The sequence below is a fragment of the Massilia brevitalea genome (assembly GCF_030711405.1).
Classification (GTDB): domain Bacteria; phylum Pseudomonadota; class Gammaproteobacteria; order Burkholderiales; family Burkholderiaceae_D; genus Telluria; species Telluria brevitalea.
The window spans coordinates 33,639-54,704 of the sequence record NZ_JAULSI010000014.1 but is presented as its reverse complement, the minus strand read 5'-3'; the positions used below and the strand labels follow the sequence as shown (position 1 = coordinate 54,704).

The 21,066-nt window shown below is 66.9% G+C and carries 18 protein-coding genes; 8 read left to right on the top strand and 10 right to left on the bottom strand.

The window, feature by feature from the left end; all coding sequences use genetic code 11:
- A complete protein-coding gene (locus tag QWL29_RS10895) occupies positions 1 to 1,317 on the bottom strand; it encodes an amidohydrolase (RefSeq protein WP_305822912.1) in 1,317 nt (438 codons plus the stop codon).
- Positions 1,318 to 1,509: 192 nt separating this feature from the next.
- Here QWL29_RS10895 and paoA point away from each other — a divergent pair, with 192 nt between their 5' ends.
- From paoA to paoC, 3 genes are read left to right on the top strand one after another with little or no spacing between them, the layout of a single operon-like run.
- Entirely contained in the window at positions 1,510 to 2,184 is a 675-nt protein-coding gene (gene paoA, locus QWL29_RS10890; RefSeq protein WP_305822911.1) for an aldehyde dehydrogenase iron-sulfur subunit PaoA, read from the top strand.
- Positions 2,181 to 3,134, top strand: coding sequence for an FAD binding domain-containing protein (locus tag QWL29_RS10885; RefSeq protein WP_305822910.1), 954 nt, complete (start codon positions 2,181 to 2,183; stop codon positions 3,132 to 3,134). Before paoA ends, QWL29_RS10885 begins: the two co-directional genes overlap by 4 nt.
- A 2-nt stretch (positions 3,135 to 3,136) precedes the next feature.
- On the top strand, positions 3,137 to 5,338 hold the full coding sequence (paoC, locus tag QWL29_RS10880; protein WP_305822909.1) for an aldehyde oxidoreductase molybdenum-binding subunit PaoC: 2,202 nt from the start codon (positions 3,137 to 3,139) through the stop codon (positions 5,336 to 5,338).
- Between the two features lie 381 nt (positions 5,339 to 5,719).
- Here paoC and QWL29_RS10875 read toward each other — a convergent pair whose 3' ends face one another.
- The 4 genes from QWL29_RS10875 to QWL29_RS10860 form a co-directional block, all read right to left on the bottom strand.
- Positions 5,720 to 6,091: a response regulator gene (locus tag QWL29_RS10875; RefSeq protein ID WP_305822908.1), complete on the bottom strand. Its 372-nt coding sequence runs from the start codon at positions 6,089 to 6,091 to the stop codon at positions 5,720 to 5,722.
- A gap of 181 nt (positions 6,092 to 6,272) precedes the next feature.
- Positions 6,273 to 7,118, bottom strand: coding sequence for an acyl-CoA thioesterase (locus QWL29_RS10870; RefSeq protein WP_305822907.1), 846 nt, complete (start codon positions 7,116 to 7,118; stop codon positions 6,273 to 6,275).
- A gap of 108 nt (positions 7,119 to 7,226) precedes the next feature.
- A complete protein-coding gene (locus QWL29_RS10865) occupies positions 7,227 to 8,534 on the bottom strand; it encodes a dicarboxylate/amino acid:cation symporter (RefSeq protein ID WP_305822906.1) in 1,308 nt (435 codons plus the stop codon).
- Positions 8,535 to 8,924: 390 nt separating this feature from the next.
- Positions 8,925 to 10,214: a metal-dependent hydrolase family protein gene (locus tag QWL29_RS10860; protein ID WP_305822905.1), complete on the bottom strand. Its 1,290-nt coding sequence runs from the start codon at positions 10,212 to 10,214 to the stop codon at positions 8,925 to 8,927.
- 103 nt (positions 10,215 to 10,317) lie between these two features.
- Here QWL29_RS10860 and QWL29_RS10855 point away from each other — a divergent pair, with 103 nt between their 5' ends.
- Positions 10,318 to 11,835 (top strand): tetratricopeptide repeat protein, encoded by a 1,518-nt coding sequence (locus QWL29_RS10855; protein WP_305822904.1) that lies wholly within the window; start codon positions 10,318 to 10,320, stop codon positions 11,833 to 11,835.
- Here the strand turns inward: QWL29_RS10855 and QWL29_RS10850 are convergent.
- The 5 genes from QWL29_RS10850 to QWL29_RS10830 form a co-directional block, all read right to left on the bottom strand.
- Positions 11,832 to 13,235 (bottom strand): MFS transporter, encoded by a 1,404-nt coding sequence (locus tag QWL29_RS10850; RefSeq protein WP_305822903.1) that lies wholly within the window; start codon positions 13,233 to 13,235, stop codon positions 11,832 to 11,834. The two genes, QWL29_RS10855 and QWL29_RS10850, sit on opposite strands and share 4 nt — an antisense overlap.
- An 18-nt stretch (positions 13,236 to 13,253) precedes the next feature.
- Positions 13,254 to 13,958: an SDR family oxidoreductase gene (locus QWL29_RS10845; protein ID WP_305822902.1), complete on the bottom strand. Its 705-nt coding sequence runs from the start codon at positions 13,956 to 13,958 to the stop codon at positions 13,254 to 13,256.
- Positions 13,959 to 14,079: 121 nt separating this feature from the next.
- Complete coding sequence (locus QWL29_RS10840) at positions 14,080 to 14,655, bottom strand: TetR/AcrR family transcriptional regulator (RefSeq protein ID WP_305822901.1); 576 nt, start codon at positions 14,653 to 14,655, stop codon at positions 14,080 to 14,082.
- A gap of 98 nt (positions 14,656 to 14,753) precedes the next feature.
- Positions 14,754 to 15,392 (bottom strand): CatA-like O-acetyltransferase, encoded by a 639-nt coding sequence (locus QWL29_RS10835; RefSeq protein ID WP_305822900.1) that lies wholly within the window; start codon positions 15,390 to 15,392, stop codon positions 14,754 to 14,756.
- A 248-nt stretch (positions 15,393 to 15,640) separates the two neighbouring features.
- The gene (locus tag QWL29_RS10830) at positions 15,641 to 16,423 is read right to left on the bottom strand and encodes a 3-hydroxybutyrate dehydrogenase (RefSeq protein WP_305822978.1); all 783 of its coding nucleotides are present in this window, start codon (positions 16,421 to 16,423) and stop codon (positions 15,641 to 15,643) included.
- A gap of 146 nt (positions 16,424 to 16,569) precedes the next feature.
- Here QWL29_RS10830 and QWL29_RS10825 point away from each other — a divergent pair, with 146 nt between their 5' ends.
- From QWL29_RS10825 to QWL29_RS10810, 4 genes are all read left to right on the top strand, one after another.
- Positions 16,570 to 17,448 (top strand): alpha/beta fold hydrolase, encoded by an 879-nt coding sequence (locus QWL29_RS10825; RefSeq protein WP_305822899.1) that lies wholly within the window; start codon positions 16,570 to 16,572, stop codon positions 17,446 to 17,448.
- A 31-nt stretch (positions 17,449 to 17,479) separates the two neighbouring features.
- Complete coding sequence (locus tag QWL29_RS10820; RefSeq protein ID WP_305822898.1) at positions 17,480 to 17,830, top strand: RidA family protein; 351 nt, start codon at positions 17,480 to 17,482, stop codon at positions 17,828 to 17,830.
- Between the two features lie 3 nt (positions 17,831 to 17,833).
- Positions 17,834 to 20,071 carry a RelA/SpoT family protein gene (locus tag QWL29_RS10815; RefSeq protein ID WP_305822897.1) on the top strand — a complete coding sequence of 746 codons (2,238 nt, stop codon included), beginning with the start codon at positions 17,834 to 17,836 and terminating at the stop codon, positions 20,069 to 20,071.
- Positions 20,072 to 20,255: 184 nt separating this feature from the next.
- The gene (locus QWL29_RS10810) at positions 20,256 to 21,062 is read left to right on the top strand and encodes an MlaE family ABC transporter permease (protein WP_305822896.1); all 807 of its coding nucleotides are present in this window, start codon (positions 20,256 to 20,258) and stop codon (positions 21,060 to 21,062) included.
- The last annotated feature ends 4 nt before the right edge of the window (positions 21,063 to 21,066 follow it).

The following is a 21,066-nucleotide window of genomic DNA, read 5'->3' as shown; positions in this document are numbered from 1 at the left end:
TCAGCGCTTCAGCACGTTCAGGACGGCCAGGCTCATCGCCTGCGCGGCCGTCTTGATCGACGGTTCCGGCACCGGCGCATAGAACGGCGAGTGGTTGAAGGCGATCGGCTTGCCGCCTTCGCGCGCGGCTTCCGCCACGTCCTTGGCGTCGTACACGCCGGTGAAGAAGAACACCGAGGGCACGCCCTGGTCCACGTACTGCGAAAAGTCTTCGCTGGCCGTCATGGCCGGCATGCGCTGGGCATTCGCTTCGCCAAAGGCATCCTTGAACACCGGCTCCAGCTGCGCCACCAGCGCTTCGCTGTTCATGATGGCCGTGCCGCCCGGGATCAGCTCGACCTGGGGCGCCGGCGCATTCGCCATCGCCGCCGAGGCCAGCGCGATGCGCTTCACGCCATCGAGCAGCTTGGCCCGCACCGCCGGGCTGTAGGAACGGATGGTGCCGCGCACCTGCACGCTGTCCGGGATGATGTTGCCGACCGTGCCGCCGTTGATGGCGCCAATCGTCACCACGCCGAACTCCTTCGGGTCCTTCTCGCGGCTGACCACGATCTGCACGTCGGTGACGAAGCGCGCCGCAATCGCGATCGGGTCGACCGCCTTGTCCGGCGCCGAGCCGTGGCCGCCGCGGCCCTTGAACACGATCTCGATCGCATCCGAATTCGACGACACCGCGCCGACGTTGTAGCCGACCGTGCCGTGGGCCAGCGGCCAGGAGTGCAGGGCGAACGCATAGTCCGGCCTGGCGAAGCGCGTGAACAGGCCGTCGGCCAGCATCGCCTTGGCCCCGGACACGGTCTCCTCGGCCGGCTGGGCGACGAACATCAGCGTGCCGCTCCACTGCGACTTCATGTTCACCAGCGTGCGCGCCGTGGCCAGCCAGGACGTCATGTGGATGTCGTGGCCGCAGCTGTGGGCGGTAAAGCTTTCGCGGCCTTCGCTGGTGGCTTTCGCGCGGCTGGCGTAGGGCAGGCCGGACTTTTCTTCCATCGGCAGGCCATCGAGCTCGGTGCGCACCATCACGGTCGGGCCGGCGCCGTTCCTGTAGATCGCGACGACGCCGGTCTTGCCGACCTTTTCCGTCACCGTGAAGCCGAGCTTGCGCATTTCAAGCGCCAGCTTGCCGGCGGTGCGCGTTTCCTGGAAGGCCAGCTCGGGGTGGGCGTGCAGGTCCTTGTAGATGCCTTCCAGCGCAGGCCAGGCGCTGTTCACGCTGGACGAGACCTGGGTTTTCAGGGCGCTTGGCAACTGGGCCTGGGCGGGCAGGGCGAGAACCAGGGCGGCAATGGCGGCGGTGTGGTGCGGGCGAAGTTTCAAGGCAGGTTTCCTCGTAAGTGAACAGGCGTGGACTTTCTAAAATGATACATCTTCCGTGTACGGAATGAACGTCTGTGACGAAAAGTCTACCGTGCCGCGCGCCTGCAAGAATGTCTTTAAGATAAGCGGATGACTGCGCCGCCTTAGGACGCGGCACGTCAATACGAAACCTGCAGCCCTGGAAGGACTCCCATGGACGACCCCATCGAAACAAACATCGCGCGGCGCAATGTACTGAAGACCGGTGCACTGGCAGCCACCGCCACCGCCGTTCCCCTCAGCGCCATGGCCCAGGCGCCGAACGCCGGCACTGCCGCCAATGCCGCGGCGCCGGCCGTGCCGGCCAGCGCCCCCGTCACCTCGAAGGTGAAGCTGCGCGTCAACGGCAAGCAGCACGAGCTGACCGTCGACACCCGCACCTCGCTGCTCGACGTGCTGCGCGAGAACCTGCACCTGACCGGCACCAAGAAGGGTTGCGACCAGGGCCAGTGCGGCGCCTGCACCGTCATCCTCGACGGCCGCCGCATCAACTCCTGCCTCAGCCTGGCCATCATGCACGACGGCTCCGAGCTCACCACCATCGAAGGCCTGGGCCAGCCCGGCAAGCTGCACCCGATGCAGGCCGCCTTCGTCAAGCACGACGGCTACCAGTGCGGCTACTGTACCCCCGGGCAGATCTGTTCGGCCGTATCGGTGCTCGACGAAATCCGCAAGGGCGTGCCGAGCCACGTGACGGCCGACCTGAACCAGAAACCGCTGCTGTCCATCGACGAGATCCGCGAGCGCATGAGCGGGAATATCTGTCGATGTGGCGCCTACTCGAACATCGTCGATGCGATCACTGAAGTGGCGGGAGGCAAAGCATGAGGGCCTTTACCTACCAGCGCGTGAGCACCCCGGCCGAAGCCGCGGCTGCTGCCGCCCGCACCCCCGGCTCGCGCTTCATCGCCGGCGGCACCAATTTGCTCGACCTGATGAAGCTCGAGATCGAAACGCCGACCCACCTGATCGACGTGAACCACCTCGGCCTGGACAAGATCGAGGCCACCCAGCAGGGCGGCCTGCGCATCGGCGCCCAGGTGCTGAACGTCGACCTGGCCAGCGACGCCCGCATCCGCCGCGACTACGCCGTGCTGTCGCGCGCATTGCTGGCCGGCGCCTCGGCCCAGCTGCGCAACAAGGCCACCACCGCCGGCAACCTGCTGCAGCGCACCCGTTGCCCGTACTTCTACGACACGGCGCAGCCCTGCAACAAGCGCGTGCCGGGCAGCGGTTGCTCGGCCATCGGCGGCTACAACCGCAACCACGCCATCGTCGGCCACAGCGAAGCCTGCATCGCCACCCACCCGAGCGACATGGCCGTGGCCATGCAGCTGCTCGACGCCGGCGTCGAGACCGTGAAGCCCGACGGCAGCACGCGCACCATCCCGATTGCCGACTTTTACCGCCTGCCGGGCAACACGCCGCACATCGAGAACAACCTGATGGCCGGCGAACTGATCACCGCCGTCACCCTGCCGCGTCCACTCGGCGGGCGCCATTTCTACCGCAAGGTGCGCGACCGCGCGTCCTACGCGTTTGCCCTGGTGTCGGTGGCCGCCGTCGTGCAGCCCGATGGCAGCGGCCGCGTGGCGCTGGGTGGCGTCGCCCACAAACCCTGGCGCGTGCCGGGCGCGGATGCCAGCATGGCTGGCGGCGCGAATGCCGTCGTCGAACGCCTGCTGGCCGGCGCCAAGCCGACCGCCGACAACGCCTTCAAGGTGACCCTGGTCCAGCGCACCCTGGAGTCGGTGCTGGCGGAAGCGAAGAAAGGATAACCATGAAATTCGATACCCCCGCCACCACCAACCCGATCGACCAGCTGAAGGTGATCGGCAAACCCGTGGACCGCATCGACGGTCCGATGAAAACCACCGGCACCGCGCGCTACGCCTACGAGCAGCACGAGGCCGCGCCGAACGCCGCCTACGGCTACGTGGTCGGCGCCACGATTGCCAAGGGCCGCATCACCGGCATGGAGCTGGACGCGGCGCGCCGCTCGCCGGGCGTGATCGCCATCGTCACCGCGCAGAACGCGGGCAAGCTGGAAAAGGGCGACTACAACACCGCAAAACTGCTGGCCGGCCCGGAAGTGCAGCACTATCACCAGGCCGTGGCCGTGGTGGTGGCCGAGACCTTCGAGCAGGCGCGCGCCGCCGCCCACCTGGTGCGCGTGAGCTACGCCGAGCAGAAGGGCGAGTACGACCTGGAAAAGGCCAAGGGCAAGGCCCAGCTGCCGAAGAAGGAAGACAAGCCGGAATCGAAGATCGGCAATTTTGACTCCGGCTACGCCGGCGCGCCGGTCAAGCTCGACGCCAACTACACCACGCCCGACCAGTCGCACGCGATGATGGAGCCGCATGCCTCGATCGCGTCCTGGGACAACGGCAAGCTGACGCTGTGGACCTCGAACCAGATGATCCACTGGGGCACCAAGGACATGGCCAAGACGCTCGGTATCCCGGTCGAGAACGTGCGCCTGATCTCGCCCTTCATCGGCGGCGGCTTCGGCGGCAAGCTGTTCCTGCGTTCGGAAGCGCTGCTGGCGGCGCTCGGTGCGCGCGAAGCGAAACGTCCGGTGAAGGTGAACCTGCAGCGCGCGCTCATGTTCAACAACACCACGCACCGCCCGGCCACCATCCAGCGCATTCGCATCGGCGCCACGCGCGAAGGCCGCATCACGGCGATCTCGCACGAAAGCTGGTCCGGCGACTTGCCGGGCGGGCAGCCGGAAACCGCGGTCCAGCAAACGCGCCTGCTGTACGCCGGCGCGCACCGCCTGACGCGCCTGAAACTGGCCGTGCTCGACCTCCCGGAAGGCAACGCGATGCGCGCGCCGGGCGAAGCGCCGGGCATGATGGCGCTGGAAATCGCCATCGACGAAATGGCCGAGAAGCTGAAGATGGACCCGGTGATGTTCCGCGTGATTAACGACACTACGAGCGACCCGGAAAAGCCGGGCCGCAAGTTCTCGCAGCGCCGCTTCGTCGAGTGCATGCGCCAGGGCGCCGAGCGCTTCGGCTGGAACAAGCGCCAGGCCGAACCCGGCAAGGTGCGCGACGGCCGTTGGCTGGTGGGCATGGGCGTGGCCTCGGCCTTCCGCAACAACATGGTCATGAAGTCGGCCGCGCGCGTGAAGCTCGGGCAGGACGGCACCGTGACGGTGGAAACCGACATGACCGACATCGGCACCGGCAGCTACACCATCATCGCGCAGACCGCTGCGGAGATGATGGGCGTGCCGCTGGAGCGGGTGGTGGTCAAGCTCGGTGATTCGACCTTCCCGGTGTCCTCGGGTTCGGGCGGGCAGTGGGGCGGCAACAGCTCGACTGCCGGCGTGTACGCGGCCTGCGTCAAGCTGCGCGAAGCGGTGGCGGGCAAGCTGGGGCTGGACCCGGCCACGGCCGAATTCGTGGACGGCTCGGTGCGCGCGGGCGGACGCTCGCTGCCGCTGAAGCAGGCGGCCCAGGGCGGCGAAGTGGTTGGCGAAGACACCATGGAGTACGGCGACCTCGACAAGAAATTCCAGCAGTCGACCTTCGGCGCCCACTTCGTGGAAGTCGGCGTGGATGTGGCCACCTGCGAGGTGCGGGTGCGGCGCATGCTGGCCGTGTGCGCGGCGGGCCGCATCCTGAACCCGAAGTCGGCGCGCAGCCAGGTGATCGGCGCCATGACCATGGGCGTGGGCGCGGCGCTGATGGAAGACCTGGTGGTCGACAAGCGGCGCGGCTTCTTCGTGAACCACGACCTGGCCGGGTACGAGGTGCCGGTGCACGCCGACATCCCGCACCAGGAAGTCGTGTTCCTCGACGAGACCGATCCGATGTCGTCGCCGATGAAGGCCAAGGGCGTCGGCGAGCTGGGGATCTGCGGCGTGGCGGCGGCGGTGGCGAATGCCATCTACAACGCCACCGGCGTGCGGGTGCGCGATTATCCGGTGACGCTGGATAAGCTGATGAGCAAGATGACCATCAGCGCGTGATCGGCCGCGTTGCGTGATAACGTAGGGTGGGCGCTCCGTGCCCACGCGTGAGGTTCGCACGGCGTTGGCTATAGAAACAGGCCAGCATCATGCATCGTTTACGCGTGGGCACGGGGCGCCCACCCTACGCCGCATGCGCTTTCAATCAACGCTCGCGTCGCTGAAACGCCGCTGACAAGGCACGCGCCTCACTTCTTCTGAATCTTGTTGTGTACGTCGTTAATCATCATCATCGCAGCCGACCCATACTGGCGAAGCAGCCGGCGAACTTCTTCTTGCGGCCTTCGGCATCAGTCATCTTGTTCTGCCCCGTCTTGAGGATGACGAGCACGAACTGGCGCATGCCGTGTTCATCGGCGGCATGCGCATCCGGACAGGCCCTTAGCGCGACGCCAGCAGATTCACCAGCAGCTTCCAGTCCACCGGCTTGGTCAAGTGGTGGTCGATGCCGTTCGTGTGCGACCTGGCGCGGTCTACCTGCTGACCCCAGCCGGTCAGCGCGATGATCTTCATCCCCGCATGGCGCCCATCCTGGCGCACCCGGTGCGCTACCGTGTAACCGTCCATGCCTGGCATGCCGATATCCAGCACCATCGCGTCGAAGCGCGCTCCCCGCTCTTCCAGCGCGGCCAGCGCCGCCAGGCCGTCGTAGCGCACTTCGACCGAAGCGCCGGCCGCCTTCAGCAACAGGCAGAGCGAATCGGCGGCGTCGCGGTTGTCGTCCACCACCAGCATCCGGCGTCCGGCCAGCACGGCGGCACGACAAGGGTAAATACACGGTTGCTCCAACGGGTTCCGGTTGGCGGACCCAGCTGGAGCACGGGCGCGACCCGGTTCAACCATGCTTTCCCCGCAGAAATATTCTGCGAATCATATCAGGAAGGTATCGTTTGCAGAAGATGCCTGTCGGGATAGCCAGCGGCGCGCAGGCAGCTTACTCCTTGAAGTACACCACCTGGTGGCTGGTCGCCAGCAGCTCGCCACGCTCGCTCCACATCTCCGCGTTCTGGTCGAAGAAACCGTTGCCGAAGCGTTGCGCCCGCGCCACGCCCAGCAGGGGCGCGCTGCCCTGGGCCGCCAGCTGCGCAGCATCGGCATGGAAGAAGGTGGTCAGGGCCACCGTCCCGATCGGCACCCATTTCGGGCGGCGCACGAAGATGCGCGGATAAAACGCGTCGCACAGGGCCGCCAGCGACAGGTAGTCGAGCGGACGCGCGGGCGTGTCGCGGATCCACATGCGGCTTTGCGAGGTGTCGCTGTGGGTGTCGGGCGCGCCCGGTGCACCGTCGATGAAGCGCATTTCGTAGCGGCCGGTCCAGGCGGCGCGCGGGATGTGCGGGGCGGGGTCGATGCTGACGGCGGGCGGCACGTCGGGGAAGACGGCGTCCAGCGCGGACCAGGTGGCGCGGCGCACGGCGGTGACGGTGGTGGCAAAGGCGGCGACGTCGCCATCCTGCACCAGTTCGACCGACCAGTGCTGGGTGCTGCGGTTGGTGCGCAGGATGCGCGTGCGGATGCTGAAGCCGCCGTCGGCGATCGGCGCGGCGAAGTGCACGGTTTGCGACACCGGCTCGCCCAGCCGCTGCGGGTGCTTCATGACTGCGTTGAGCAGCGTGGCGGCGATCACGCCGCCGAAGGGGCCGACCATGTTGGCGTAGGCCGGGTGGGTCTGGCCCGTGAAGGTGTCGCCGTCGCCGGCGCTTGATGCGATGGCGGCGTCGAAGTCGTGCGTTGCCGTGGCGTCCTGCTTCATGCCGCTGTCCCCTTGCTGTTGTGTCATGCGGTCGATCTTAGCACCGGGTTGGTAGCGGTGCAAAAGCTGAGCGGCAACAGCAGGGACGAAAAAAAACCGCGCCGTAGCGCGGTTTCCTTGTGCGGTGGGTGACGCTTACGCCGCTTTCTGCAGTACCGGGGTGCCGGTAACTGGATCGACCTGCTCGACATAGGTGCCGTTCAGGACGGCGTTCATGCGGTCGTGGTCGAGTTCCTTTTCCCACTTCGACACCACCACCGAGGCCACGCCGTTGCCGACGAAGTTGGTCAGGGCGCGGCATTCGCTCATGAAGCGGTCGATGCCGAGGATCAGCGCCATGCCGGCCACCGGGATGGCCGGGACCACGGCCAGCGTTGCCGCCAGGGTGATGAAGCCGGCGCCGGTGATGCCCGATGCGCCTTTCGAGGTCAGCATCGCCACGGCGAGGATGGTCAGCTCCTGGGTCAGGGTCAGGTCGGTGTTGGTTGCCTGGGCAACGAACAGGGCGGCCATGGTCATGTAGATGTTGGTGCCGTCCAGGTTGAACGAGTAACCGGTCGGGACCACCAGGCCCACCACCGACTTCGAGCAGCCCAGCTTTTCCAGCTTGCGCATCAGGGCCGGCAGGGCCGATTCCGACGAGCTGGTGCCGAGCACGATCAGCAGTTCTTCCTTGATGTAGCCGATGAACTTGAAGATCGAGAAGCCGGTCATGCGGGCGATGGTGCCGAGCACGATGAACACGAACAGCGCGCAGGTCAGGTAGAACGAACCCATCAGCTTGGCCAGCGGAACCAGCGAGGCCAGGCCGTATTTGCCGATGGTGAAGGCCATCGCGCCGAAGGCACCGATCGGCGCGAGCTTCATGACGATGTTCACGACGCCGAAGATCACGTGCGAGAAGTCGTCGATGATCTTGGTCATCGGACGGCCGCGCTCACCCAGCATCGACAGCGCCACGCCGAACAGGATCGCGATCAGGAGCACCTGCAGGATGTCGCCCTTGGCGAAGGCATCGACAAAGGTGTTCGGGATGATGTTCATGATGAACTCGACCGTGCTCTGGTGCGAGGCCTTCTCGGTGTACTGGGCAATCGCCTTGGTATCGAGGTGAGCGACGTCGACGTTGAAGCCGGCGCCCGGCTTGGCGATGTTCGCCACCAGCAGGCCGATCACCAGCGCGAAGGTCGACACGACTTCGAAGTAGAGCAGGGCCTTGCCGCCGACGCGGCCGACCTTCTTCATGTCCTGCATGCCGGCGATACCCGCCACCACGGTGCAGAAGATGACAGGTGCGATGATCATCTTGATCAGTTTGATGAAGCCGTCTCCCAAAGGCTTCATCTTCTCGCCGAGCTCGGGATGGAACACGCCCAGCAGGACGCCCAGCACGATGGCGAACAGAACCTGTACGTACAGGATTTTATAAAATGGCTTTTTCATGACAACTCTTCTCGAGAGGTTGATGGTGAAGAGGATCATCACAAAATCTCACCGCCGTGCATATTGTGGATAACCGCAGGTCGGTGAATGACCGTCATATGGTTTATTGATGTCCGGATTGATGGCGGATATCAATAAAACGGATGACAGACGGTGGTGCAGCCTTGCACCACGAGGAGGCGGGTGGCGATCCATGGCACGCGGTGGCGGAAAAGCCGATCACCGTAGGGTGGGCTCTCGAGCCCACGCGGTGCATCATGTGCGTATCGAAACGCCAACCCGGAGGATTGCGAACGTCCCCGGTTCCATTTGACGGCGGGGCGGGGCGGGCACGGGTACAACCGCGTGGGCACAAGTGCCTGGCGCGGCCCGGCCTACCCTACAACCCCGTTACGGCTTGCGGTAGACCTTCCCGCCTTTCATCACGAAGCCCACCTTGCGCAAAGCTGCGATGTCGGCCGTCGGATCGCCATCGACGGCCACGACGTCAGCCAAGGCCCCCGGCGCCAGCCGCCCCAGCTCCTTGCCCTTGCCAAGAATCTCGCCCGCCACCGAGGTCGCCGCACGCAAGGCCTCCGTCGGCGTCATCCCCAGCCGCACCATCCATTCCAGCTCGCGCGCATTGGTCCCGTGCGTGAACACCCCGACATCGCTGCCGTTCCCGATCACCACACCGACCCTGCGCGCCAGCGCAAACGCGCGTGCCGCTTCCTTCATCGACGGCGTCGGCTCGCCGCCGCGCACGTGCTTCTGGAAGTATTCGCCGATCGCCTCCGGCGCCGTCAAGGTCGGAATGTAGGCCGTGCCGCGCTCCTTCATCAGCCTGAAGGTCGCTTCGCTCGCCCCATACCCATGCTCGACCGTGTCGACCCCGGCCAGCACCGCCATGCGGATCGCCTCGTCGGTGCTGGCGTGCGCCGCCACCTTGCGCCCGGTGACGTGGGCTGCCGCCACCATCGCCTTCATCTCCTCGATGGTGAAGGTCGGGCGGCTGCTGCCGTCGACGCCAGTGCGGTAGTCGGCGTAGAACTTGATCCAGTCGGCGCCGTGCGCGGCCTGCTCGCGCACGGCCCTGGTCACCTCGTCGATGCCGGTGGCCGGCTGGGCGCCGTAGGGAATCTCCATGTCGGGTCGGTAGCTGCGCTCGGCCGGACCATAGCTGAAGCTGGCCACGATGGCCTTGGTCGCAATCAGCAGGCGCGGACCGTCGACCACACCCCCCTCGATGGCGCGCTTGACGGCGACGTCGGCATAGTTGGCGCCCTCGGTGCCGAGGTCGCGCAGGGTGGTGAAGCCGGCCTGCAGCGTGTCCTTCGCGTGCTTGCCGGCGAGGAGAGTGCGGTACTCGACCTGTTCCTTGATTACCTGGTCGTCCCAGGTGGTTTCGTTATACGGATGCAGCAGCACGTGCGAGTGCAGGTCGATCAGGCCGGGGATCAGGGTCTTGCCGGGCAGGGCGATGCGCTCGGCGTCGACCGGAACGCTGATCCTGTCCGCCGGGCCAACCTCCTTGATGCGGCCGTCGCCCACCAGCACGGCCCAATTGGCGTGGGGCTGGCCATCGCCGGTCCAGACGCGGTCGGCGCTGAGCAGGAGGGTGCGCGCCTCGAACGCGTGCGCAGTGGCGGTGGCGATCAGGGCGAGGGCGGTCAGGGCAAGCTTGCTGGTCCAGCGGCGCATGGCGGGTCTCTTATCGTTGTGAAGATGGAATGATAGCGGACTGCCTGGCCGCTTGACAGGCGCTTGCGGTATCCTTGCGCCGATCAGGATTCGAGAGGCAGGAATGAAGCAGGCAGGAAAGCAGGACGTCACCGCGCTGTTGCAGCAGGCGGTCGCCCACCACCAGGCGGGCCGGCTGGCGCAGGCGCAGGACTTGTACCGAGCGGTACTGGCCGAGGCGCCGCGCCAGTTCGACGCGCTGCACCTGCTCGGCGTGGTCTGCCGCCAGCAGGGCGACGCCGCGCTGGCGCTGGATTTGATCGGGCAAGCCATCGCCATCAACCCGGCGCAGGCCGCCGCCCACTGCAACCTGGGCGCCGCCTTGCAGGACCTGGGCCGCAGCAGCGAGGCATTGGCCAGCTACGACCAGGCGCTGCGTTTGAACCCGTCGTATGCGATGGCCTTCGCCAACCGCGGCAATGCGCTGCGCAAGCTCGGACGCGCCAGGGAAGCCGTGGACAGCTACGAGCGCGCGCTGGCCCTCAGGTCGCCTTATCCGGAAGCGGCATGCAACCGCGCGGCGGCCTTGCTCGACCTCGGCCAGCCGCAGGCCGCGCTGGAAGGCGCCGAGCGCGCACTGGCCGGCAAGCCCCGTTATGCGCAGGCGCTGTGCGTGCGCGCGAATGCGCTGTATCTGCTGCGCCGCCTGCGCGACGCGGTCGACGGCTACGACCACGCGCTGGCCGTCGACCCCAGGATGGCCGAAGCCCATGCCGGCCGCGGCATGGCCCTGCACAAGCTGCGCCGCTTCGACGAGGCGCTGCGCAGCTACGAGCGTGCGCTGGCGGTGCGGCCCGAGAATGCCGTCACGCACGAGCATCGTGCGGCGACCCTGGTTGCGCTGGGGCGTCAGCCCGAGGCCATCGAGGCCTACCGCGCGGCACGCCGGATACTGGCGGCGCAGGGCGGGGACACGGAACAGGTGGACTTCGCGCTCGCCGCACTTCGCGTCGGCAACGCACCGGAACGCGCGCCGCAGGAGTATGTGAAGGCGCTGTTCGACCAGTACGCCGGCCACTTCGACCAGCACCTGACCGAAGTGCTGGACTACCGCACGCCGGCGGCCATCGATGCCGCCCTGCGCAGCGCCGGGGTGGCCGTCGGCGGCGACGTGCTCGATCTCGGCTGCGGCACGGGCCTGTGCGCACCGTATCTGAAGCCGGCCGCAGGTTCGCTGGCCGGCGTCGATTTGTCCGAACGCATGCTGGACAAGGCGCGCGAGACCGGCATGTACGACCGCCTGGCCTGCGCCGACATCGTCGCCTTCCTGGCGCAGGAAAGCGCAGGCGTTGACCTGGTCGTGGCGGCCGACGTCTTCGTGTACTTCGGCGACCTGGCCGAGGTATTCGCACAGGTCGCGCGCATCCTGCGGCCGGGCGGCGCGTTCTGCTTTTCCACCGAAACCTGCGCAGGCGAGGGCTTTGTGCTGCAGGCGTCGAACCGCTACGCGCATGCGGCGAGGTACCTGCGCGCGCTGGCGGCCGCGCATGGCTTCGAGGTCGCCTTGCTGGAAGCGTCCCCGCTGCGCAGCGAGAACGGCGTGCCCATCGTCGGACAGGTCGCCGTCCTGCGCGCCGCTTAACTGCGCCGCGTCTGCACGCCCAGGCACAGGGCGCAGGTCAGCAGCGCCAGCCCCATGTGCAGCACATACAGCGGCAGGAAGTCGGCGCGCGCCACACCCGCATGCCCGACCAGCACCACCGCAATCGCTACCCCCAGTGCACTGCCCAGCTGGCGCGTGGCCTGGTTCACAGCGCTGCCCACCGCATACTGCGCCGGCGGCAGGCCCGCCACCGCGGCGCCGGCCAGCGAGGGCAGCACCATGCCGACGCCGGTCCCGCTCAGCAGCACCGCCGGCAGCCACTGCGCCAGGTAATGCGGATCGCTGCCCACCATCGAGAACAGCCACAGGCTGCTGCAGGCGTAGATCAGTGCGCCCGGCACCAGCACGCGCCGGTGCCCATAGCGCCCTGCGATGCGGCCTGCGATGATCGCCGTCGGCACCACCGTCAACGGTCCCGGGGTCACGGCCAGGCCGGCCGCCGGCAGGCTGTAATGCCACACATTGGTGAGGTAGGCGAAGTAGGAAAAGAACATCAGCGCGAACGCCGTGCCAAAGACCAGCGTCGCCAGGTTCACCAGACTGTAGCTGCGGTTCCGGAACAGCGCCAGGTCGACCAGCGGCGCCCTGGCCGTACGCGCCCACAGGATGAAGGCGCCGAGGCCGGCCACGCCCAGCAAGGCCAGCACGGTCAGCTCGACCCGGCTCCAGTGCGGCGACTCCGACTGCGTAATCGCCATCGCAAATGCCCCCACCGCCACGATCAGCAGCAGCATGCCGACCACGTCCACGCGCCCCTTGTTCGCGCCGCCGCCCGCTTCGCGCAGGCGCGCCGCGCCGTACCAGAGCGACACGGCGCCCAGCGGCAGGTTCAAATAGAACGCCGCCGGCCAGCCGAAGTGCTCGATGACGGTCGTGCCCAGGCTCGGCCCCACGGCCGCCGCCAGGCCGCCGACCGCGCCCCATAAACTGACCGCCACCGCGCGCCTCTCCTTCGGAAAGGCGTCGAGGATGATCGACAGCGAGGCCGGCGTCAGCAGCGCCGCCCCCAGCGCCTGGGCCACGCGCGCCGCGATCAGCAGGCCCACGCTGTCGGCCATGCCGCAGGCGGCCGACGCCGCCAGGAACAGCGTTACACCAATCAGGAACACGCGCTTGCGGCCGTGGGTATCGGCCAGGCCGCCGGCCGGCACCAGCATGGCGGCGTAGACGATGGTGTAGGCGTTCAGCACCCAGGACATGTCGGCCGGCGTGGCGCTGGGGAAGCTGCGTCCGAGCGGGCCGAAGGCGGCGTACAGCAGGGTGGCGTCGAGCGAGACCAGGAACACCGCGATGCTGGCGATCCAGAACACGGGCCAGGGCGAGGCGCCGGCCTGCGCGCCTGCGGCCAACGGGATGGGGGCGACGGAAGGATTGTTCATGTGCTTGTCCTCAGGGGTTCAGCGCGCCAGGTCGATGTAGATGCCTGGTTCGTTCGACAGGCCGCGCTTGATCCCCTGCGTCCATTCGTCGATGGCGACTTCGCTGGCGCCGGCTTCCAGCGCCGCATACGCGCGTTCGACCACGAACTCGGGCGCCAGCTTGGGTGCGTCGAAGCCCCTGGTGAGGTCGGTGTCGATGAAGACGACGTGCATGCCGAGCACCTGCGTATTTTGCGCGCGCAGTTCGTTGCGCAGGGCGTTGGTCACGCTCCAGGCAGCGGCCTTGGTTACCGCATACCCGGCCAGCACCGGCGCGCTGATCCAGCTCGATACCGACAGCACGTTCAGCAGCGCGCCGCCGCCGTTCTTTGCCAGCAGCGGCGCAAAGGCCTGGCTCACGCGCAGCGTGCCGTAGACGTTGGTCTCCATCATGCGCTGGGTGGCCTCGATGCTGCCGGCCTCGAGCAGGCCGCCGACGGTGGCGATGCCGGCATTGTTGATGACCAGGGTAACGTCGCCGCAGTCGGCCGCGGCAGCCGCCACTTGCGAGGAATTGCTGACGTCGAGCGCGACCGGGGTCACGCCGGGCAGGGCGATGCCGGCCGGGTCGCACGCGGCGGCATAGACCTTGCGCGCCCCGGCGGCCAGGGCGGCGCGGGCAAAGGCGAGACCGAGGCCGCGGTTGGCGCCGGTGATGAAGACGGTGGCGTTGGCGAGCTGCATGGTGATCCTCTTTCGGGTTGGATGAATATGATGACTGTCATATTCTTTGGCGAGGTAGGGTGGGTACTCGTACCCACCATGCTGTACTGTATGCATGGTGGGTTCGAGAACCCACCCTACCTCAGTCGTATTGCGCCAGCAGCGCCTCGCGCGAGGCTTGCAGCAGGCCGCCGGCCTCGTCGCCGAGGGTACGCGCCAACTGCAGGGTACCGACCAGGGTGCTGGCAATGACCTGCGCCTGCGCCGCGGGCGCATCCGGCGGCAGGGCCTGGCGCACGTTGGCGATCAGGCCGAGCACGCGGCGGCGCGAGGCGGCCAGCACGTCGTCCTGCTGGCGGTGCATGTCGGAACCGAGAGCGGCCACCGGGCAGCCCAGCTCGGCGGCCGCCACGTGGGCTTCGCTCAGGTAGCCTTCGACCAGGGCGCGCAAAGGGCTGACGCCGGCTTCGCGTGCAAGTGCGATGCGGCGTGCCAACATCCTGGCGCTGCCGGCGCCGGCATGGTCGAGCGCAGCGGCGAGCAGGGCGTCGCGCGACTTGAAGTGGGCATAGAAGCCGCCGTGGGTGAGTCCGGCTTCCTTCATGACCTCGGCTACGCCGACGCCGGCGTAACCATGGCGGCGCACGGCGCGCGCGGCGGCGTCGAGGATGCGCTGGTGCGACAGTTCGCGCTTGGATGGCTTGGATTCAGGGTTCATGGTGGCTGGTGCTGGAATATGATGGCTTTCATATTATGGCATCATATTCTGGAGTCAAGCGGAATCTGCGCACCGCGTGCCGGCGGCGCTTCCTTGCATCAAGCCATGAAACCGTCGAGCTCGACGGCAATCTGCTGCGCCAGCCGGTGGATGTGGTAACCGTCGACGAAGCCGTGGTGCGCCTGCACCGAGAACGGCAGGGCCAGGCGGCCGTTCGGGCCGTCCTTGAACTTGCCCCAGGCCAGCGAGGGGATGTCGGGCGAACCGAGCGTGGCGGCCGGGTGCTGGATCGAGGTGAAGTCGAGCCAGGGAATGCAAGTGATGAAGACCTGGTCCTTCACCTGGCGCGGCGAGAGGCCGGCGTAGCCGTTGTTCAGTTCCAGCATGGCGCCGGCTTCGTCGCGTGCGGCCACGCTGCGCCTGACGAACTCGCGCAAATCGTCGGACCAGTCGAACAGGGCGAAATTCAGGTCGTGGTGCTGGTTGGTAACGGTGAACGAGGGCATCAGGCGGTCGATCTCGATGACTTCGCCTTCGAAGACGCGGTAGCGGAAGTTCGGGATATTCAGCACCGAGCGCAGCACGGCGCACAGCAGCACGTGGAAGGGCGGCAGGCCTTGCGCCTTGCACCAGGGCCGGAAGTCCGGCAGGTCCATCGTGAAGCAGAGATTGACCGCGGGGCTGTCCATGCGGTCGAAGAGGTCGAAGCGGTCGCGCCGCCGTTCAAAGTGCTGCATGCGAGTATTGCCTGGTTGATGAGGCCGAGATTGTCGCACACCGGATGGGTTTCGTAGGGTGGGCACCTGTGCCCACGCGGTCTCATCGAATGATCATCGTCGAACGAAAACGAAACCGGGATGTACGCATTGCCATTCCGTTTTGTGCCGCATGCATGCATGTGATGATCCCGCGTGGGCACGAGTGCCCACCCTACAAATGCGGATCCATTACCGATATCGGCCGATACCGTGAGGCAGCGCCTGATTTACTGCGCGGCCCAACCCCCATCCATATTCCACGCCACGCCGCGCACCTGCGCACCGGCCGGCGAGCAGAAGAACACCGCCAGCGCCCCCAGCTCGTCCGGCGTGACGAACTCGCCCGACGGCTGCTTTTCCGCCAGCAGCGCGCGCTTGGCCTCGTCGTTCGACACGTTTTCGCGCGCGGCGCGGTCGTCGACCTGCTTCTGCACCAGCGGCGTCAGCACCCAGCCCGGGCAGATCGCATTGCAGGTGACGCCGGTCTGTGCGGTTTCCAGCGCCGTCACCTTGGTGAATCCGACCAGCCCGTGCTTGGCCGCGACATACGCCGACTTCTGCGCCGAGCCCACCAGCCCGTGCACCGAAGCCAGGTTGATGATGCGGCCCCAGTTCTTCTGCTTCATGCCGGGCAGCGCCAGGCGCGTGGTGTGGAAGGCCGAGGTCAGGTTGATGGCGATGATCGCGTCCCACTTCTCGACCGGGAAGTCCTCGACCGGCGACACATGCTGGATGCCGGCGTTATTCACCAGGATGTCGACGCCGCCGAGCTTATCCGAAGCAAACTGCATCAGCGCCGCGATCTCCTCGGGCTTCGACATGTCGGCGTTATGGTAGGCGGTCTGGACGCCGAATTCCTGGCCGACGTCGGTGTACAGCTTCTCGATCTGCTGGGCGTCGCCGAAGCCGTTGAAGACGATGTTCGCGCCCTGTTCGGCCAGCGCACGGGCGATGCCGAGGCCGATGCCCGAGGTGGAACCGGTGACGAGTGCCGTTTTACCGCTTAACATCTTTGCGCTTGCAGCTGCATTCATACTGACCTCTTTAGAGTGGTGTTCAAGGTGCCTGCTCGGAATTGGTAGAATTCTAATCGCACTGCCAGCTAAAATGTCGGTTCGGCTGAACAGGCTGGCAATATTGTCACGATGGAGCGGGAATGAGCGAAGCGAGAATCAAACATGTGCAGTGCAGCTCGCGGGCTGGCCTGCACCGCATCGCCTACAAGGAGTGGGGCGACCAGGACAACCCGCGCGTGCTGCTGTGCGTGCACGGCGTCACGCGCGTGGCCGACGATTTCGACGCCCTGGCGCGCGACCTGAGCGACACCTACCGCGTGGTCTGCCCCGACGTGGTGGGGCGCGGCCGTTCGGACCGCCTGCGCGACCCGCAGCTGTACGCGGTGCCGCAGTACGTGGCCGACATGGTGACCCTGATCGCACGGGCAACCGCCGGGAGCGCGGACAGCCGGGTCGACTGGTTCGGCACCTCGATGGGCGGCCTGATCGGCATGGTGCTGGCCTCCTTGCCCGATACGCCGATCGCCAAGCTGGTGCTGAACGATATCGGCCCGGTGCTCGACGAAGCGGCCATGCGCCGCATCGCAGACTACATCGGGCAAGACCTGCGCTTCCCGGACTTCGAATCCGGCGCACGCTTCGTGCGCGACGTGTCAAGCTCGTTCGGCCCGCACTCCGACGAAGAATGGCGCAAGCTGGCCGCCGACGTGCTGCGCCAGGCGCCGAACGGCGAATGGGTGCGCCACTACGACCTGGCGCTGGCCGAGCCTTTCAAGGCGATCACTGCTTCGCGCGCCGAGATGGGGCAGGCGGCCCTGTGGCGCGCATTCGACGCGATCCGCTGCCCGACGCTGCTGGTGCGCGGCGAACTGTCCGACCTGCTGTCGCACGAGACGGCGCTGGAAATGAGCACGCGCGGCCCGGGTCCGCAGCTGGCGGAGATCAAGGGCGTGGGCCATGCGCCGACCTTCGTGCACGCCGACCAGATTGCGCTGGCACGCGCATTTTTGCTGGGCTGAAGGCCCACAGTTTTAGATAGAAAGAGAAAAAATGGAAATCACCCGTTACCACGTCGGCAAACGCCTCTCCGAAACCGCGGTCTACAACGGCACCGTGTACCTGGCCGGCCAGATCGCCGAAGACACCACCCAGGACATCGAAGGCCAGACCCGCGAAGTGCTGGCCCACGTCGACCGCCTGCTGACCGAAGCCGGCAGCGACAAGACCTGCATCCTGATGACCCAGATCTACATCGCCGACATGGCCCACTTCGCCGGCATGAACGCGGTGTATGACGAGTGGGTCGCACAGGGCCATACGCCGCCGCGCGCCACCGTCGAATCGAAACTCGCCAATCCGGCCTGCCTGGTGGAGATCGTCGTCACCGCCGCGCTGCGTTAAGCGATGGTCTCGACCGCCGCCCTCGGCGACGCCACCACCCAGCTGGTCCAGGGCCTCAGCCCTGAGGAATGCGCACGCGTCCAGCATGCGCTCGACTATGCTGCCGCCGCCTATGGCGAGCGCAGCCTGGCGTCCGGCCAGAACGCCTTCGAATTCTCGCTGGGCGTGGCTGGCACGCTGGCCTACCTGCGCAGCGACGCGGAGACGCGCATCGCTGGCCTGCTGTTCGAGCTGGCGATGATCGACCCGGCCATCGTCGAGACGCTCGAACAGCTGTTCGGCAGCGAGGTGGCGACGCTGGTGCGCGGCGTCCAGCAGCTGATCCGCCTGCGCGACCTGACCGTGGCGCAGCCCGTGCTCGGACGCGGCAAGAACGCCGCCCAGGAAGCGGCGGCCCACATCGAGACCCTGCGCAAGATGCTGCTGGCGATGGCGTCCGACATGCGCGTGGTGCTGGTGCGCCTGTCGTCCTGCGCCACCATGCTGCGCTGGTTCGCCGAGCAGAAGCGCTTCGACGACACCACCCGCGACTACGGGCGCGAGGTAATGGACCTGTACGCGCCGCTGGCGAACCGCCTCGGCATCTGGCAGCTGAAGTGGGAGCTGGAAGATCTGTCGTTCCGCTTCCTGCAGCCGGATACGTATAAACGCATCGCCAGGATGCTCGAGGAAAAGCGCATGGCGCGCGAAGGCTTCGTGCAGTCCTCGATCGACCGGCTCGAGGCGGAATTGAAGTCGGCCGGCATCAGGGCCGAGGTCAGTGGGCGGCCAAAGCACATCTACAGCATCTGGAGCAAGATGCGCGGCAAGGACCTCGATTTCTCCGAGCTCTACGACGTGCGCGCCTTCCGCGTGATCGTGCCCGACGTGAAGACCTGCTATGCGGTGCTGGGCCTGGTGCACAACATCTGGACCCCGATCCCGAAGGAGTTCGACGACTACATCTCGCGTCCGAAACCGAACGGCTACCAGTCGCTGCACACGGTGGTCACGGCCGAGGACGGGCGGCCGCTGGAAGTGCAGATCCGCACCCAGGAGATGCACAACTTCGCCGAGTACGGTATCGCCGCGCATTGGCGCTACAAGGAAACCGGCGGCTCGACCTTCAAGGGCGAGAAGTACGACGAAAAGATCGCCTGGCTGCGCCAGCTGCTGGCCTGGAAGAGCGATGTCGCCGACGCCGTGGCCGGCGAGGACGTGCAGAAGGAATGGGTCGAGAAGCTGAAGGCCACCACGCTGGACGACCGCATCTTCGTGCTCACGCCGCAGGCGCGGGTGCTGGAGCTGCCGGTCGGCGCCACGCCGATCGACTTCGCCTACCACCTGCACAGCGAAGTCGGCCACCGCTGCCGCGGCGCCAAGATCGACGGCGTGATGGTGCCCTTGAATACGGCGCTGAAGAACGGCCAGACCTGCGAAGTCATCACCGCCAAGGGCGCACCAGGCAGCGCCGGACCGTCGCGCGACTGGCTCAGCCCCGAGTACACGGTGAGCAGCCGCACGCGCTCGAAGATCCGCGCCTGGTTCCATGCGCTGGATTTGGCCGAAACCCTGTCGCAGGGGCGGGCGCTGGTCGAGAAGTCCCTGCAGCGCGAGGGCAAGACGGCGGTCAACCTGGAGGCGCTGGCGCACAAGCTGGGCTTTGCCAAGGTCGACGATTTGTTCATCGCTGTCGGCAAGGAGAAGTTCAGCCTGCGCCACGTGGAAGCGGCGCTGCACGAAGCCGCCGAGCCGCCGCCGCTGGAAGACGCGGCCGTCGTCAACAAGAGCCGCGCATCGAGCGTGGAGCAGGGCGCGAAATCCGGCGTGCTGGTGGTCGGCACCGAAGGCCTGATGACGATGCTGGCGCGCTGCTGCAAGCCGGCGCCGCCGGACCCCATCGTCGGTTTTGTTACGCGCGGCAAGGGCGTGTCGATCCACCGCCAGAGCTGCAAGAACTTCGCCGAAATGCGCAGCAAGGCCCCCGAGCGCGTGATCCAGACCGCCTGGGGCACGCTGGGCAGCGAAACCGTGTACCCGGTCGACATCTTCATCCTCGCCAGCGACCGCCAGGGCCTGCTGCGCGACATCTCGGAAGTCTTCTCGCGCGAGAAGATCAACGTGACCGGCGTGAACACGCAGACCACCAAGGGCCAGGCGCGCATGGTCTTCACCGCCGAAATCGGTTCCACGAGCCAGCTGCAAAAGGCCCTGGCCGCGATCCGCGAGGTGCAAAACGTGCACGAGGCACGCCGCCAATGATGGCGTCGGTGTGCTACGCTGGATATGATCGCGCTGTCGATGGCGATGCTCACGGTGACCGTACGGTGGGCACCCCGTGCCCACGCGAACGCATGATCCGCTACCTGCTTCGCCCCCTCGGCGCGCCACGTTGTCGCCACCGCGGCATCGCGCCCCCACGCCCAAGCGGCGCCAAATAAACCCCATGCGCCGCACCTTCAACCTCGCCACCCGCCCCAGCCTCTGGGGCGCCGCCTTCCTGCGCTACCTGCGCAGCTGGTGGTACATGTTCCACCTCGGCGCCATCGCCCTGGTCAGCGCGCTCACGCCCTCGACCTACAACCGCGCCAACCGCCACGCCACCGCCTGGTACATCTACACCGGCACCTGGAAGGTCCTGCCCTGGTTCACCTTGCTCTCGGCCCTGATCAGCCTTGTCATCATCCGCATCGTGCTGGTCACGGCCCTCAGCTACGGCCTGTCGCGCTATGCCCTGGAAATGGTGGTGCGCGTGCTGGTGCTGGAACTGATCCCGCTCTCGGCCGCCCTGTTCGCCGCCCTGCGCGCCGGCATGGCCTTCGATTCTTCGATCCTCGGCCTGGCGCGCGCCGGCCTGCCCACCGCCGACATCAATGCCGAGGCGCTGCGCCGCCTGCGCCGCGACCTGGTGCCGCAACTGTTCGCCAACGCCTTCTCGGTGCTGTCGCTGGCCATGGTCAGTTCCACCATCGTGCTGGTGCTGGCTTACCTGAATGTCTATGGCCTGTCGCCCTGGGGCCTGCCGGACTACACCCGCACCGTCGGCCGCGTGTTCGAGCCGGTGGTGACCATCGGCTTCGTGCTCAAGACCGTGCTGTTCGGCCTGGCGGTGGCCGTGATCCCGACCGCCGCCATCCTCGAACTGCAACGCTACCCGCGCCGCCTGGCCTCGAACGTGCAGCCCGGCGCGCTGCGCCTGCTGTTCGTGCTGCTGCTGATCGAAGGCTCCTCGCTCGCCATCAAATACATCTGACCAT